The organism is Thiomicrospira microaerophila (genome assembly GCF_000934765.1).
Taxonomy (GTDB): domain Bacteria; phylum Pseudomonadota; class Gammaproteobacteria; order Thiomicrospirales; family Thiomicrospiraceae; genus Thiomicrospira; species Thiomicrospira microaerophila.
This window is the reverse complement of sequence record NZ_JYNN01000050.1, coordinates 1-14,996: the sequence shown is the minus strand read 5'-3', so window position 1 is coordinate 14,996 and position 14,996 is coordinate 1. Positions and strand designations below refer to the sequence as shown.

At 47.5% G+C, this 14,996-nt stretch carries 14 protein-coding genes and 2 pseudogenes; 8 read left to right on the top strand and 8 right to left on the bottom strand.

What is annotated here, in order from left to right:
• From NA59_RS11210 to NA59_RS11195, 4 genes are all read right to left on the bottom strand, one after another.
• A partial coding sequence (locus NA59_RS11210) for a transposase (RefSeq protein ID WP_044406522.1) occupies window positions 1-361 on the bottom strand: 361 nt, incomplete at its 3' end.
• A 296-nt stretch (window positions 362-657) separates the two neighbouring features.
• On the bottom strand, window positions 658-1,059 hold the full coding sequence (locus NA59_RS11205) for a type II toxin-antitoxin system HicB family antitoxin (RefSeq protein ID WP_044412568.1): 402 nt from the start codon (window positions 1,057-1,059) through the stop codon (window positions 658-660).
• Between the two features lie 2 nt (window positions 1,060-1,061).
• On the bottom strand, window positions 1,062-1,250 hold the full coding sequence (locus NA59_RS11200) for a type II toxin-antitoxin system HicA family toxin (RefSeq protein WP_044412565.1): 189 nt from the start codon (window positions 1,248-1,250) through the stop codon (window positions 1,062-1,064).
• 55 nt (window positions 1,251-1,305) lie between these two features.
• The gene (locus tag NA59_RS11195; protein ID WP_044412562.1) at window positions 1,306-1,908 is read right to left on the bottom strand and encodes a hypothetical protein; all 603 of its coding nucleotides are present in this window, start codon (window positions 1,906-1,908) and stop codon (window positions 1,306-1,308) included.
• 219 nt (window positions 1,909-2,127) lie between these two features.
• On the opposite strand from NA59_RS11195, the gene NA59_RS11190 reads away from it, so the two are divergent.
• Together NA59_RS11190 and NA59_RS11185 are read left to right on the top strand one after the other, a co-directional pair.
• Entirely contained in the window at window positions 2,128-2,361 is a 234-nt protein-coding gene (locus NA59_RS11190) for a type II toxin-antitoxin system Phd/YefM family antitoxin (protein ID WP_044412558.1), read from the top strand.
• A gap of 70 nt (window positions 2,362-2,431) precedes the next feature.
• Window positions 2,432-3,322, top strand: a complete 891-nt coding sequence (locus NA59_RS11185; protein WP_044412555.1) for a LysR family transcriptional regulator — start codon at window positions 2,432-2,434, stop codon at window positions 3,320-3,322.
• Window positions 3,323-3,361: 39 nt separating this feature from the next.
• Here the strand turns inward: NA59_RS11185 and NA59_RS11180 are convergent, their stop codons facing one another.
• The 4 genes from NA59_RS11180 to NA59_RS11165 form a co-directional block, all read right to left on the bottom strand.
• Window positions 3,362-4,357 carry a PA2778 family cysteine peptidase gene (locus NA59_RS11180; protein ID WP_096777611.1) on the bottom strand — a complete coding sequence of 332 codons (996 nt, stop codon included), beginning with the start codon at window positions 4,355-4,357 and terminating at the stop codon, window positions 3,362-3,364.
• Window positions 4,358-4,370: 13 nt separating this feature from the next.
• Window positions 4,371-4,751 (bottom strand): DUF6627 family protein, encoded by a 381-nt coding sequence (locus NA59_RS11175; protein WP_044412549.1) that lies wholly within the window; start codon window positions 4,749-4,751, stop codon window positions 4,371-4,373.
• Between the two features lie 175 nt (window positions 4,752-4,926).
• The gene (gene thiD, locus NA59_RS11170; RefSeq protein WP_044412546.1) at window positions 4,927-5,727 is read right to left on the bottom strand and encodes a bifunctional hydroxymethylpyrimidine kinase/phosphomethylpyrimidine kinase; all 801 of its coding nucleotides are present in this window, start codon (window positions 5,725-5,727) and stop codon (window positions 4,927-4,929) included.
• Window positions 5,728-5,740: 13 nt separating this feature from the next.
• On the bottom strand, window positions 5,741-7,123 hold the full coding sequence (locus NA59_RS11165) for a ribonuclease J (RefSeq protein ID WP_044412543.1): 1,383 nt from the start codon (window positions 7,121-7,123) through the stop codon (window positions 5,741-5,743).
• Between the two features lie 97 nt (window positions 7,124-7,220).
• On the opposite strand from NA59_RS11165, the gene NA59_RS11160 reads away from it, so the two are divergent.
• From NA59_RS11160 to NA59_RS11140, 6 genes and pseudogenes are all read left to right on the top strand, one after another.
• The gene (locus NA59_RS11160; protein WP_044412540.1) at window positions 7,221-7,799 is read left to right on the top strand and encodes a TRAP transporter small permease subunit; all 579 of its coding nucleotides are present in this window, start codon (window positions 7,221-7,223) and stop codon (window positions 7,797-7,799) included.
• A 1-nt stretch (window position 7,800) separates the two neighbouring features.
• Window positions 7,801-9,195, top strand: coding sequence for a TRAP transporter large permease (locus tag NA59_RS11155; RefSeq protein WP_044412537.1), 1,395 nt, complete (start codon window positions 7,801-7,803; stop codon window positions 9,193-9,195).
• Window positions 9,192-12,518 carry a DEAD/DEAH box helicase gene (locus NA59_RS11150; RefSeq protein WP_052501632.1) on the top strand — a complete coding sequence of 1,109 codons (3,327 nt, stop codon included), beginning with the start codon at window positions 9,192-9,194 and terminating at the stop codon, window positions 12,516-12,518. Before NA59_RS11155 ends, NA59_RS11150 begins: the two co-directional genes overlap by 4 nt.
• Before the next feature lie 934 nt (window positions 12,519-13,452).
• A pseudogene (locus NA59_RS15400) lies at window positions 13,453-13,645 on the top strand (hypothetical protein); the annotation flags it as partial.
• A gap of 163 nt (window positions 13,646-13,808) precedes the next feature.
• Window positions 13,809-14,729: a hypothetical protein gene (locus tag NA59_RS11145; RefSeq protein ID WP_052501631.1), complete on the top strand. Its 921-nt coding sequence runs from the start codon at window positions 13,809-13,811 to the stop codon at window positions 14,727-14,729.
• A 49-nt stretch (window positions 14,730-14,778) separates the two neighbouring features.
• Window positions 14,779-14,996: pseudogene (locus tag NA59_RS11140) on the top strand (IS5/IS1182 family transposase); the annotation flags it as partial.

The window sequence follows — 14,996 nt, the reverse complement described above, 5'->3', positions numbered from 1 at the left end:
ATAGGGCATCCAATAGGTTGTCTTTTTGTAGACGTTGGCGAAAACGCCAGATGGTAGAGTGATCAGGTACGCTATCGGTTAAGCTGAGCTGGACAAATCGACGAAATAATAAATCGCGAGCCAGTTGTTTTTCACAGGCTGGATCACTGAGGTTGTACCAGGTTTGTAATAGTAGGATCTTGAACATAAGTAGCGGTGGAAAGGCACGCTCACCCATTGGGTTGCTATGGATGTTGAGCATTAAGGCTTCACACGCTGACCAGTCAATTAGCTCTTCAACCCCATCTAATTCATTGAGTGCCGGATGGGGGCAGATAAATGCGTCAGCGAGTGAGGTCTGTGAGAGGTTTTTCCATGCCATGTGATAAGATCCAGTAATATGTAATAATATGTTGCTATTTTAACAGATAAGTGATTTCTTTGCAGATTTATAGTGGTTTGGCAAGCTTTTCTCGTGCAAAGGTCTCTATATAGCGTTGGCCTTTACTCAAAGTGACACGGTTTAAGTCTAAACCCAAGCTTCTGGTTCTCTTTAAGGCTTCTTTAAAGTCCTTGTAATACAATTCAACCTCCTAAAAGACATAACGCCAAGCACAGCGGAGCGAAATGGTTTCCGGCCGCCAACGGCGGCGAACTGCAGCGCCTTGTTAATCAATCTTAGCGATGAACGGCCATATATTCCGTTACAGCTTGTGCCAAAAGTCCTGAGCGTGACTCACCGTGCCTTTTTGCATAATGATCAACGGCATTCAACAACCTTTCAGGAATCGTAATATTGACACGCTTTGACTTAACAGAAAGCTTTGAAAGATCAATATCGACCAAAGCCCAAACCCCACCAGCAAACTCTGCATTTTGCTGATGAATCTCTATTGAAGACGGGACGGGGATCGCTTCACCATCTAGCAACATCCCTTCAAGGTGACACTCAATCGCTTCACGAGCCATCTCAATCGCTTCTTCCAACGTATCACCTGCCGAAAAGCAACCTGCTACATCAGGTACCGTCACACCAAAATCAGTGTCTTTATCTTTATGAATAACAATTGCATATCTCATATTTATTTCCAATCCCAACCTGCTTGGCGATAGATGCTGCGCACAGTCCCTATAGGCAAATCTTTTTTAGGGTGAGGAACAGTAACCTTAGTGGCAAGGACAGGATGCTTGAACTGATGGTGATCACCCTTTACATGGTGGAGCGCCCAGCCTTCTGATTTCAACCTTTTGATGATGTCTTTACTGTTCATGAATACACATTATACACACTAATTTGAGAGACTTAAATACGACATTACGCACCTGTTAGTCAATGGTCTGCCTATAATCCTTGGCAAATAATGTTTTCCCATCTGCTACCCTGGAGGTTATTGTTGTTGCTCCAACAGACGTGATTACCTCAAACTTATATTTGGCATACTGGCTATATTCTGGAATTGTAACTAACACAACTTCTCGTTCTTTCACATAAGTGTATTCCATCGCCTCGTGAACGTAATGCTCTGCGTCATCTAAAGAACCTTTGGGGTTCCATACGATATCTTCAATATTACGATAATCCCACTCAAATGGTTCAAGTTTGCTTAAAATGTAGTTTTTAATATTTCTAGCCTTCGGATCGAAAATATATACCTTGACGCACTGAATTTTTAGGGGTTCAGGTCTTAAGTTGAACACCATCAATTTCACTCGAGTCTTACTGTCAACAGTTACGACCCCTATAACCTCGACTGCCGGAAGACTCTGCACTTTCTCATAACTAGCACGCCTTAGCGCAAGATCAGCAAGTTGCGTGGATCGCTCTGCTTGTTTTGACGATTTAGCTGCAACTCTATAAGACATATACGCCACTATCAGCGATACTACACTGACGATTGCCGCTGTACCCTCTGGAAAATAATCCAACATAATTACCTACCTAACACCCATAGCAATATAGTAAATCGCAGCCATAACGAAAAAACCTATTCTAAAAAGTGAGTGTCCTTTGACATACATTCACGTACATTAGCAAATACCGCGCCTGATTTTTAGTTTTGCAAGAAGTCTAATACAAAACCACAACTAGAAGCGCTTGGCCGCTTGCCGTATAATCAAACTAAACCAAACTTATCTAAGGATAATGCTATGCACGCGGTTAATATGTTTGAAGCGAAATCTCAGCTTTCCAGGCTGATTGAGGCCATTGAAAGCCGTCAAGAAAAAGAGATTATCATTGCGCGTTACGGTCGTCCGGTTGCTAAACTGGTACCGCTTGATACCACGCCTGACACCGCCCTGAGAATTGGCGTGGCGAAACACCTGATGATTCCCGATGATATTGATGCTCATAACGACCAAGTCGCCCAGCTGTTTTTGTGACAAGACCCATGACAGCCAAATTGAAAAATACGGCAGTATGGTCTTGATGGTTTAGTTGAAAGTTTAACCTATGCTCGAAATCAAACACCTCAAAACCCTCGATGTGCTGGCTAAACAAGGCAATTTGGTCAAAACCGCTGATGCCCTGTTTATGACCCAATCGGCGCTGTCGCATCAAATCAAACAGCTGGAAGACAGCTACCAGCTCAAGCTATTTGAGCGCAAAAGCCAGCCGTTACAATTCACTCCCGCTGGCAAAACCCTGTTACAACTGGCACAACAAGTTTTACCGCTAATGCAACAAACCGAAACCACCCTCAAACGCCTCGCTTGCGGTGAACAAGGCCGCCTAAAAATCGGCGTCGAATGTCATACCTGCTTTGAGTGGTTATTGCCGTTATTGCGGCCGTTTCAAACCCAATGGCCGAATATTGATGTCGATATTGCCAGCCGTCTCAGCGTCGATGCGCTCGCCGCCTTACGCCAAGGCCAGCTAGATTTGGTGATTACCTCTGACCCGATAGAACAAACGGATTTAGCCTTCCACCCCTTGTTTAGCTATGAAATTCAATTGCTATTGCCGCCCAACCATTCGCTCAATCACCAGGCCTGGTTGCAGCCGCAAGACCTCATTAATGAAACCTTGATTTGTTATCCGGTATCTGAAGAAAAGCTGGATATTTTCCGCCAATTTTTAACGCCGCAAAAATTGCGACCTAAGGCAACGGAACATACAGATATGACCCTAATGATGTTGCATCGCGTCGAAAGCGGGCGCGGTGTCTGTGCCCTGCCGAAATGGCTACTCGACACCCAAACAGATTTTCACCACCTCCCACGTAAACGCCTCGGGCAAAACGGCCTTTGGTCAACGCTCTATGCCGCCACCCAAAACACCGATCAACCCCCGCCCTACATGGTGGATTTTATCGACCGCGTCAAACAAACGATGGCCAACTGATTAAACAGCCATACCTCTTTTTAGCATAAAGGCCTGAAGCTATCTTTCGGTTTGGATACCGCAGACAACGCGAGGACAATGCGGACTATCTTGCTTTAACGCTGTCTGCATATCGTTGAGTGTTGACTGATAGTTTTGGTCAGCGGGCGCTAAACGTTGCGCACATTGTGCGGCTTTCAAAGCGGCTAAATCGCAGGCTTGTGCTTTTAACGCGTAGGCCCAATTATTCCAAACCTCTGCGGCAAAAGGATGACGTTCACTGAGTTTTTCAAACGTGCTGGCGCTTTGTTGGTAATCAGCTTGTGCATAGAGCACATTCCCCAAGGCCATACCTAATCCAATCGAATTAGGCCAGGCGCTAAAGCCGTTTTCATAGGCAACCCATGCCTGATCTGCCCGCCCAGTTTGCTCTAAATCAAACGCTACTTTTAGCCAATCCTGTGGATTAGCCGTTTTTGGAATCTGCTGAGGTTCAACAATCACTAAAGCCCAATAATCTGCGCGTCGCCAGGTTCTCTCGAATGTGCTCAGCCGGGTCAACCAGCGCTCGGTTTCACCCGATCGCAACACGAGCTCATTGCGCGCTAAGTCATAGCCAATCACCACAGCATAATGCCAAATCGGAGCCCAATTAAAACTCAAGTTCTGCATCACCAACACGGGATTACCCGCCGACACTTCCTCTAATAACGCCTGCATGTTCGGCGCTAATGGATAGGGGATTAAGCCTTGCTGGCGAACAGCCGCCACCATATCAACTTGCAAACTGCCCTGCTTTTCTGGCGTATAAACACGCCTTACCAAGTCGTCTGGCACTATATCTTGACCACGATACTGGAACAAGGTTGCTAATGCAGCCGGGCCGCATTGGTATTCCGCTTGAGGAAAAAAAGGCACATTAACCCATTCCACAGCGGGTTTCTCAAGCTCTAATGAAGCAGGGTCAACCGTAATATGACTACAACCCACCAACATGGCAGACAAAAAAACGCCCAGATATAACTGGGCGCTTGTTCTAAAACCTAATAACATCATGACCTAAACGTCATTATCTAGCGGGTCGAATAAAAGGAAAAATATCTGTTGCGCCAATCACATCCGTAATCACAAACACGACAAAAATTAGCGTCAATAAACCAATCACGCCGCCCCCCGCAGGCAAATCGGCCATGCGCTCATTCAGTTGCGCGACCTCAAGATCAGTCATCGCGGCAACACGCAGCTGGACATCTTCCGCAGAAACGCCCATAGCCACTAGCTGCGCTTGAACATCTGCACGCTCTAGCATCATTGACAACTGCTCACGATCCAGCGCAGATTGTTGAAGTTCAACCACCTGCCCTGTCGAGACCATCGCGGCTTGAACAGGCAATGTGGTCATACCCATAAACATCACCAACATCACCCAACTTGTAAACTTCTTACTCATAACGAACCCCTTATTATTTAATTGAACATCTCAACTAAACTTATACCAAATAAAACCAACTAATAATAGTTAATCGTGCACTTTGTCAGTTTTTTTGCCAAACATGAAACATCCTGGCTAATTTTTCTCTCACCGTAATCCACACTTTTCAAATCTCACATTAACATCAAGGTGGCTATTGCGGACAATAGAAATGATGGGTTGGGCCGTGGCCTTGACCTACCTTGAGCTGGTTAGCGTGTTGAATAGCGCCTTGGATATAGGTTTTGGCTTGTGCCACAGCACTATTTAAATCAGCGGTTTGCGCCCAATAACTACAAATCGCGGAGGCCAATGTGCAGCCTGTACCGTGGGTATTGGCTGTATCAATGCGTGGCGCATTAAACCAGTGAAACCCATCCGGAGTTACCAATAAATCACTACTCTCTTGCCCAGCTAAATGCCCGCCTTTTGCCAAGACCGCTTTTGCACCCAGCTTGATTAACTGCTCGGCTTGTTGCTGCATTTGTTGTTGGCTTTGCGCTTCGGCTTGACCCACGAGCACCGCCATTTCAGGTAAGTTTGGCGTAACCAGGCCTGCTAGCGGTAATAAGAATTCAATTAAGGTCCTCTCTGCTGTTTGCGACATCAGCGCGGCGCCCCCCTTAGCGACCATCACTGGATCCAGCACAATCGGCCCATTAAAATCCCGCAAATAAGGCACAATCATCTGCATAATCGACGCATCGCCGAGCATGCCGATTTTAATGCCATCAATCTGAATATCGGCAAACAAGCTATCAAGCTGTGCTTTGACAAACTCGGCAGGCACAGGATGAATCGCCTGCACCCCTTGGGTGTTTTGGGCGGTTAAACCGGTGATGACACTCATGCCATAACTGCCGGTGGCGCTGAAGGTTTTGATATCCGCTTGAATTCCCGCGCCGCCTGAAGGGTCGGAGCCAGCGATGGTTAATAGGTTTTTGATTTTTGTCATGAGTTATACAACCTTAGTCGTCAATATATAAATGTCCGGTTTTCACTTTTTGACGCTCAAGCTTAACAAACGGCTTGATGCGAAATAAGTCGCCATTCTCGCCCAACAACACTTCTTTGGCCAAACGATGACGCACCACTAAATCGGCGTGGGCTTGCAGGTGTTCGGGTTCACCGTGTACCGGAATCAACAAGGGCGGTTTAATCTGTTGATAGAGTGCGATTAAATCCTCCTGCGAAGGATGGCCTGACACATGCAAGCTCCATGCTGGATGGTCTTCGGCATGAATGACCGTGAGCTGATAACGCTGCAAAGCGCCAATGAGCTGGTCAATGCGTGCGATATTGTCAGGGATTTTAATCGCGCTAAAAATCACCGTATCCTCGGCATCTAATTCGCAGCTAGGGTGTTGGCCGCGCGCTAAACGCCATAAGCCTGAGCGCGGCTCGCCTTGCGAACCGGTGGTAATCAGCATCACTTCATGGCGAGGTAAGTAGCCGATTTCGTTTAGGCTAATCGGATTAAGTTCGGCAGGCCAGTAGTTTAACTGTTTGGCAATCGATACCATTCGCTCCAACGCACGCCCAGCAAACGCAAAATAACGCCCACTGGCTTTAGCGACCCGCGCCAAGGTAATTAAGCGCGCAATATTCGAACTAAAACAACTCACCACCACACGGTTCGGCTGTTGTTGCACACACTGTAACAGACCCGCATAACAGGCGCTTTCGGATGGCGTTTTACCTGGCTTGAGGGCATTGGTCGAATCACCCACCACCGCCAACAGGTTTTTTAACTGGCTAAAAGGCGCAAAGCTAAAGGGTTTATCGACTAAGGGCTGCGGATCTATTTTCCAGTCGGCGGTGTGTAAAATAGCGCCTAACTCGGTGCTAATCAATAGGCTGTGGGATTGCGGAATCGAATGGGTGACGGGAATCCATTGCAAGTTAAACGCGCCAATCACTAAAGCTTGTAACGGCTCAATCGTCATAAACGTCGGATTTAAGTCCTGCTCGGATTCGGCAAATTTACGTTGAATTTGCGCCATCGCAAACGCGCTGGCATAAATCGGCACCTGCAACTTAGGCCAGAGGGTTAACAGCCCGCCGATATGGTCTTCGTGACCGTGGGTAATGACGATTGCCTGAAGGCGTGAAAGCTGCGGCGCAAGCGAAGAAGCGTCGGCCACCACCCGCTCAAACTGGGTGCTCGAACCCTTTACTGGCTCAAACCCCATCCCGCAATCCACCATCAAATACTGACCTGCATGCCCATAGATCATCATGTTCTGCCCAATCTCCCCCACCCCGCCCAAGGGCAAGCACCATAGATCGCGCTTGGAGGGAATCGGCAGGCTATTTAAAGCCTCAGCAGTTTGGGTGAAAAACTTAAACATCAACTTACTCGTTTTTTGGTGGTGCTATATTGAGCTACAGCCTAGTCATATATAAAAAAAGGCTATAAAATGGAGAATTATTTTAAACGCAATCGCCATGACAATTTTTAAATCACTCAATCTTTTCATCCTTTGGCAAAATCGCCTTCAACGCTCAATCGGTCGTGGTGTGGCTTGGTTAGCGCTGTTATTGGTGCTGGCAACCAGTGCGGCGGTGTTACTGCGTTATGGTTTTGATTTTAGTTCCAGCAAACTCGATGAAACCCTGGTCTATATCCACGCTAGCTTGTTTATGCTGGGGATCGCCTACACCTACCAACAAAACCAACATGTGCGGGTGGATGTGTTCTACCAACGCTTATCCCCACGCCACCAGGCCTGGGTGAACTTACTCGGTGCGCTGTTGTTTGTGTTGCCTGTGATGGGGTTTATTATTTGGAGTGGCCTAAGTTATGTTGGCGCCAGCTGGGCGATTCAAGAAAAATCAATTGATGCCAGCGGGCTGGCGTATGTCTATTTACTCAAAACCCTGATTCTGATTATGCCAGGCCTGGTGCTGCTGCAAACCCTCAGTTTTATCGCCCAATACCTACTCGAACTCTTTGCCCCCGCCCAACTCAGCACGCGTGCACAGGATTTTAGTGATGCGCATCACACCTTAGCGGAGGGCGTGTAACATGGAATGGCTGTCTTTAGTTTTGTTTGCGCTGGTATTGCTGGCCTTGATGATTGGGTTTCCAGTGGCGTTTACCTTGGCGGGAGTATCCTTGTTATTTGCCATCGGTGCTTTGCTTTTGGGTGTGTTTGATATGGCGTTTATCAACGCCATTCCCAGCCGCATCTACTCGATTATGACTAACTCGACCCTACTCGCGGTGCCCTTGTTTATTTTTATGGGATTGATGTTGGAGAAATCCAAAATCGCCGACCAGTTACTACTCACATTGGCCGAAGTCTTTAAAGGCGTGCGTGGCGGGCTGGGAATGGCGGTGATTTTGGTCGGTGCGTTGCTCGCCGCCAGCACCGGCTTGGTGGGTGCGACAGTCGTGATGCTCGGTCTGCTGGCGCTACCTACCATGATGCAACAGGGTTACTGCCCCAAATTGGCCAGCGGTACGATTTGCGCCAGTGGCACACTGGGGCAAATTATTCCGCCCTCAATCGTGTTGATTTTACTCGCGGATGTGATCTCCAACGCTTATCAACAAGCTCAGCTGCAACAAGGGATTTTTGCCCCCGAAACCGTGTCGGTGGGCGACCTATTTGCCGGCGCGTTACTACCAGGCCTGGTGCTAGTGGGACTCTATTTGGCTTATATGGTTGGGGTCGCGTTTTTTCAGCCACATCGAGTGCCAAAATTTAGCCCACAAGACGCGACAAACACGCAAAATACCACTGATTTACAACCAGTCCTGGTTGTAAAAGTCATCAAAAGCCTATTGCCACCGGTCGCGCTCATTTTATTGGTATTGGGTTCAATTATTCTCGGCATCGCCACCCCCACTGAAGCCGGTGCACTGGGTGCACTAGGCGCATTACTGCTGGCTTTAACTAAGCGCCAGCTCAGCCTCGACACCCTGCGCTATGTGATGCGTAACACGCTCAAGCTCACCAGCATGATTTTCTTAATTTTCATTGGTGCGGCATTTTTCTCCCTAGTGTTTCGTGGCTTGGGCGGGGATGAATTGGTGCATGACTTATTGACCGCCTTACCGGGTGGTTTGTTTACGCTGATGTTGCTAACGATGCTGTTTTTGTTTATCCTCGGTTTCTTCTTAGACTTTATTGAAATCACCTATGTGGTGGTGCCGATTATTGCGCCGATTTTATTGCTGTTAGGTGCAGACCCGGTTTGGCTGGCGATTATGATTGCGATTAACCTACAGACGGCGTTTTTAACGCCACCCTTTGGTTTTGCGCTGTTTTATTTAAGAGGCGTCGCCAGCGATGCGCTGAAAACGCTGGATATTTACAAGGGGGTTGCCCCATTTATCTTACTTCAACTTGGCTTACTCGCTTTGCTGGCTGCTTGGCCTAGCTTAGCCACTTGGTTACCTGGAAAACTCGCATGAATACCCCAAAAATAGATACTCAACAACTTAAACACTGTTTCGATAGCCCAACCTTAAAGCGCGCACAAGCTGTTTTTAAAAAACGCAAAGTGATCGAGGTTAAACAAACCCCTACCACCAATTTTGACCCAGAATCGCGGCTTTATCAGTATGAAGCAACCGTTGAAGGCACGAATGCCGAGCGCTATGACACCCGCGTGACGGTGATTGAATCCGACAAAAAAGACCACCCCTTAATTGTGATTGGCAACTGTGACTGCCCCGTTGGCGACAACTGCAAACATGCGGCGGCCGTGTGTTACTACCTGATTAACAAGGCCGAGCAACAGGAACCGAAACCACAATCCAAGCACCCAGAAACAAAAAATGCGACACCCAAGCCCGCCAGCATGCAAGACCATGATTTCAGGCACCTAATAAATTCGATTAAAATAGAGTTCGACACCGACGACGCGCCATCTGAATGGTATCACTTCCATTTATTTACCGACGCCCCCCAGGCGTGGTCCGATGGACGCCAAGACTTTACCGACTTAAAAATAACGCGCCATCATTACACCGCGCGCGGCAAACTCGCCAAGCCCAAAGCCATGTCATTATCGTCCTACACCGATAAATTTTCATTCTGGGGCCCCAAAGAAGAGCTAGCCATCACCCAACTTATCCGGTCTGTTTCTGATAGCAATTGGAATATTCAGTATATTAAATTCATGAATGCAAACGGCCATGCGCTACTCAGAGCACTGATTGAAACAGGGCGCTGCTTCTTTCAAATGCAAGAAACACCGCTAAGTTGGCACAACCAATCCTATACGCTGACATTTGAACACAATGAGCTAAAAGACCTCCACCAGCTTAAAGTCCCCTTAAACGACCAACAGTTTTTAGTGCTCTGTGACCCACCTGTGATGATTGACACGCTCGCACATACCGCGCAACCTGTCACCGCCCCAGTTAGCACGCCTGTGCTGACCAAACTAATGCAATTGCCGCTACTGAACCAAACGCAATACAACGACTTAATTGACACTTTTTACAAACTCCAAGCCAAATCCAAGCCTAACAAATCCTATAGTGAGTTACCCAAACCTGCCGGCCTGGCGTTTAAAAAAATCACCCACGCCCCCATCCCGCGACTGGTGATGACCGACCCGCTACCCTGCCCGTATTTTGAATTGTATTTTATCTACGAGAACTACAGGCTCGCGCACTACCCAACTATCGAGGTCATCAAACAGCGGATAGATAATACACAGGTTGAAATCCACCGAGATTTGAATGCCGAGTTTAAGGCTATTGAGCAGCTGCAACCTTATCTCGAGGAAGTTGAACTCGATGATATGTATCCACAAGCTTGGGTCGGCTTATTAAGTGAGGGCCCAACCGATTACCCCGAAGGGCTAGAAAACTATCTTAACTTTCAAGCCACTTTATCTAAATTGGTTGAACTGGGCTGGCAACTTGAAGGTTTTGACCAGGCCTGGTTGGATTTAGTTGAAGCCGATGAAATGCGGGTTGAATCGGAAGTCAAAAATGATTGGTTTAACCTGAGCTTTAATATTCAAGTGAAAGGTAAAACCCTGCCAATGGCACCGCTTTTAGAAAACCTGTTGCGCAGTTATGACAACACCGAGCAGATGCCCGAGTCGCTGCTATTTCAACTCAATGACAAGGATGTGCTACAAATCCCCAAAGCGGATGTCGCCCCCTTATTTGAAGCCCTGCTGCAACTTTATCAGAAAAAACCGCTGAGCAAAGGCCTCGCCATCCAGCCGTTTGATGCCCACCTGATTGCGGGCCTCGCCAACACGCCGATTAAATGGATGGGCGACAACAAGCTGATGCAATTAGCGGAAAAACTCAAAAACTTCACCCAAATTGAAACCATTACGCCGCCGCCGGGTCTAAACGCGACGCTACGCCCCTATCAAGCCTTTGGTTTAAGCTGGTTACAATTTTTATATGACCATGGTTTTAACGGTGTGCTTGCCGATGACATGGGCTTGGGCAAAACCCTGCAAACCCTCAGCTGGCTGCTGCATTTAAAACAGCAAGGTGAACTCACCCAGCCCGCGTTATTAGTGATGCCCACCTCGCTAATTGGCAACTGGAAAAGCGAAGCGCATAAATTCACCCCCGAACTTAATCTAGTCACCCTGCACGGCAGTGAACGCGCAGAACAATTTGCGCATATTGCCGAGGCCGATTTAGTCTTAACCACCTACCCCTTGCTGCCGCGCGATATTGAACAACTCAAGGAACACACATTTAAACTGCTGATTTTAGATGAAGCGCAAAAAATCAAAAACCCACGCACAAAACTCTATGCCGCTTTAATGGAGCTCAAAAGCGCCAGCCGCGTTTGCCTAACAGGCACGCCGGTTGAAAACCATTTAGGCGAACTTTGGTCACTGTTCAACTTCCTGATGCCCGGCTTTTTGGGCAACCAAATGCAGTTTAAACACAACTACCAAAAACCGATTGAAGTCGATAACGACCGCTTTGTGCAAGAACAGCTCACCCGCAAGGTAGCGCCATTTTTACTGCGCCGCACCAAGCATCAAGTGGTGCAAGAACTGCCCGATAAAACCGAAATCATCAAAACCGTCGAGTTTGACAGCGCGCAGGCCAAACTCTACGAAACCATCCGCATTACGATGGAAGAAAAAGTGCGCCAAACCGTCGCGGAAAAAGGCCTCGCCAAATCGCAAATCACCCTGCTGGATGCGCTACTCAAACTAAGACAAGTCTGCTGTGACCCAGGCCTGGTTAAGATTGAGGCCGCTAAAAAGGTCAAACAATCGGCTAAGTTAGCGTTGCTGATGGAGCTATTGGAAGACCTGCTAGAAGGCCAACACAAGATCATTATCTTCTCCCAATTTTCCAGCATGCTAAAAATCATTGCGGACTCGATCACCAAACAAAACATAAGCTACAGCTTGCTGACCGGTCAAACCAAAAACCGCGAAGACGAAATTAACCGCTTTAAAAACGGCGAAACCCAAGTATTCCTCATCAGCCTTAAAGCCGGTGGCGTAGGCTTAAACCTCACCGAAGCCGACACCGTGATCCACTACGACCCCTGGTGGAACCCCGCAGTTGAAAACCAAGCCACCGACCGCGCCTACCGCATCGGTCAAGACAAAGAAGTGTTTGTTTACAAACTGGTCGTCGCCAACAGCATCGAAGAAAAAATCCTCCAGCTGCAAGCCAGAAAACAACAGCTACAAGACAAACTCTACGACAAAGACAAAACCGACGAACAAGGCAACATGAACCTCGTCGCCGAAGACCTACTCGATTTACTGAAGGGTGGAGCATGATGAAAAAAGATGACTTTTAACAACCAGGCCTGGTTGTTTTAACTCGCTCCCATGCTGTGCGTGGGAGCGCTTTTCCTCATGTCCAAGCATAGCGTCACAGCCATTAAGTTAAGGAATGAGTTGCAACACGGAGCGATCCAACTTGTGTCATATGCGAGGCCGAAGGCCGTGGCAATCTCTTGAGGTTTCGCACTGGTTTTGGAGATTGCTTCACTTCGTTCGCAATGACACGGGTGTGTTCGCGATGGCGCGTGATTTTTTCGCCTCGCGACGCAAAAACATCCCGTCATCCCGCCGAAGGCCGGGATCTATTGCGAAAGTAGTGGCTGGGTTTGCTTTCCTCGTCGCCCTGTCACCCTGCGCGAAGTCGCAGGGTCTATTGCCGCCAGCGGTTCGATCCTGCGACTTCGCGCAGGATAACGGCGTTAGGTAACCCAACAAAGAAACACCAACCCGCGATGGGTCAAGGCTATTAAGTAAACAAAATGCCCGTCATTGCGAGGAGCAACGCGACGCGGCAATCTCTAAAGGGCGCGCGCCGTCTGTAAGAGATTGCCACGGCCTTCGGCCTCGCAATGACGGGTAATTTTTAAACCTCACGACACAAGCCGATTCACTCCGTTCTGCCACAAACTTCTTATTTAGCGGCCTCGAAGCGAAGCATGGGAGCGAGTTAACCATCGATCAAACTACTTTAAAACCTGAATCAGTTATAGTAGATGACACTCTAAAAAAACCTGAAAACCAAGCTTCTTTTTATAATTTCAATGTGCCCTTCGCCTCTGGCGAGGCTCTGCCATCTTGAACGACGGGGTTTTACGCGGTGCTTGGATAAATGAAAAAAATAGCTTTTAACCACCAGGCCTGGTTGTTAAAACGGCTAAAAAACGAATCTTGCTATTATCATCCTTTTACTTAATTTAACGAGTTGACCATGCTTGAGAACATTTTTATTCGCGGCACGCGAACGCACAATTTAAAGAATATTGATGTCACTTTACCGCGCGACAAGTTGATTGTGATTACGGGCTTATCGCCCGCGCTCAATGGTGGGTACGGTAACCGAAATTTACGATTATTTGCGCCTACTTTTTGCCCGCGCTGAAACGCTACGCTGCTCAACCCACTAACCAAGAGGACGTTCGAAACCGACAACTAATGAATTTATCGCCTTTATATTATGAACAATTTTCACGACATAAAATAAATTACAATAAGCCATAAATTATTGTAATTTAATAAATTTAATGATTAAATATACGACATTATTGACTACATTAAGCTTAACCCATGATCGTTGAAGATTACTTACAATCCCAGATTGCGACCAGCAAACAGATTCAAACACACTGTGGCCTCACCCAACGCCAGGTCGGCTTGCAAATCAACAAGCTGGGGGATCGCGTTGTTAGAATTGCCAATGGGCGCAGTCCAAACTATGCATTGACCACAGCTAAGTTTGGGGTGGGTGACAGCATTTTAATCTGGGAAGTTGATAACCTTGGCAAACTAACCTGCATTGCCAAGCTTCGCCCCTTAGCCGCGGGTGGTTTCTTTGTTGAAGAACATCAAAACATGCCCAAAGTTTTCTTAGGTGAAGCCAAAAACGGTCTGTTTGATGACTTGCCGTTTTTCTTAGTTGATATGGCACCAAAAGGTTTTTTGGGCAAAAAAATTGCGGGGCAGTTATCCCGCGTCGATGAAAGTTTTCCCGCGCACTTAAAAGATTGGAAAACCGAGAATATTGGACGTTACTTACTGGCTAACACTGACAACAGCATTGGTAATTTAAAACTTGGAAATAATGCCGCCCTGCAGTTGCAGGCCCCTTTCGCCAAACACTCACGTAAGGAATACATCACGCTCGCTGACCCTATTATGGATGAAGATATCGTGCTCTCCTCGGCGGGTGGTGAACATCAAAAATTCGCCACCTTCTGCACGGAGATTGACGCGCATGTCATTGTTAAATTTTCACCCAAGGGCGACGATGCCAACGCGCGCCGCTGGAAAGATGTGCTTATTACCGAACATTATGCCGCCAAAGCGTTAAATGAAACCGGCTTTGTGACCGCCGCTGAAACCCATATTTTCGAGGATGGTGAGCGGCTATTTCTCGAATCCAAGCGTTTTGACCGACCAGCTAAACACGGACGGCGCTCTATGCTATCACTAGGAGCCTGTCGGACTAATCAAACAATAATATGCTAAAAGACGATATGTGTTAAAATATGCCCATATTACTTATGAGATAAAAACAATGAGTCGCTTTCGCCCAATAGACCGCCTTAGCGGATATCTTCTACCGCCAACCTTAGATGAATGGCTGCCTGATGACCATCTTGCACGTTTTGTCGTCGAGGTCGTTGACCAGCTTGATTTAACCCAAATTGAAAACAGTTATGGTTTGCGCGGTAGTAGCGCCTACCACCCCAGTTTATTAATTAGCTTGTTGGTCTATGGCTATGCCACCGGTGT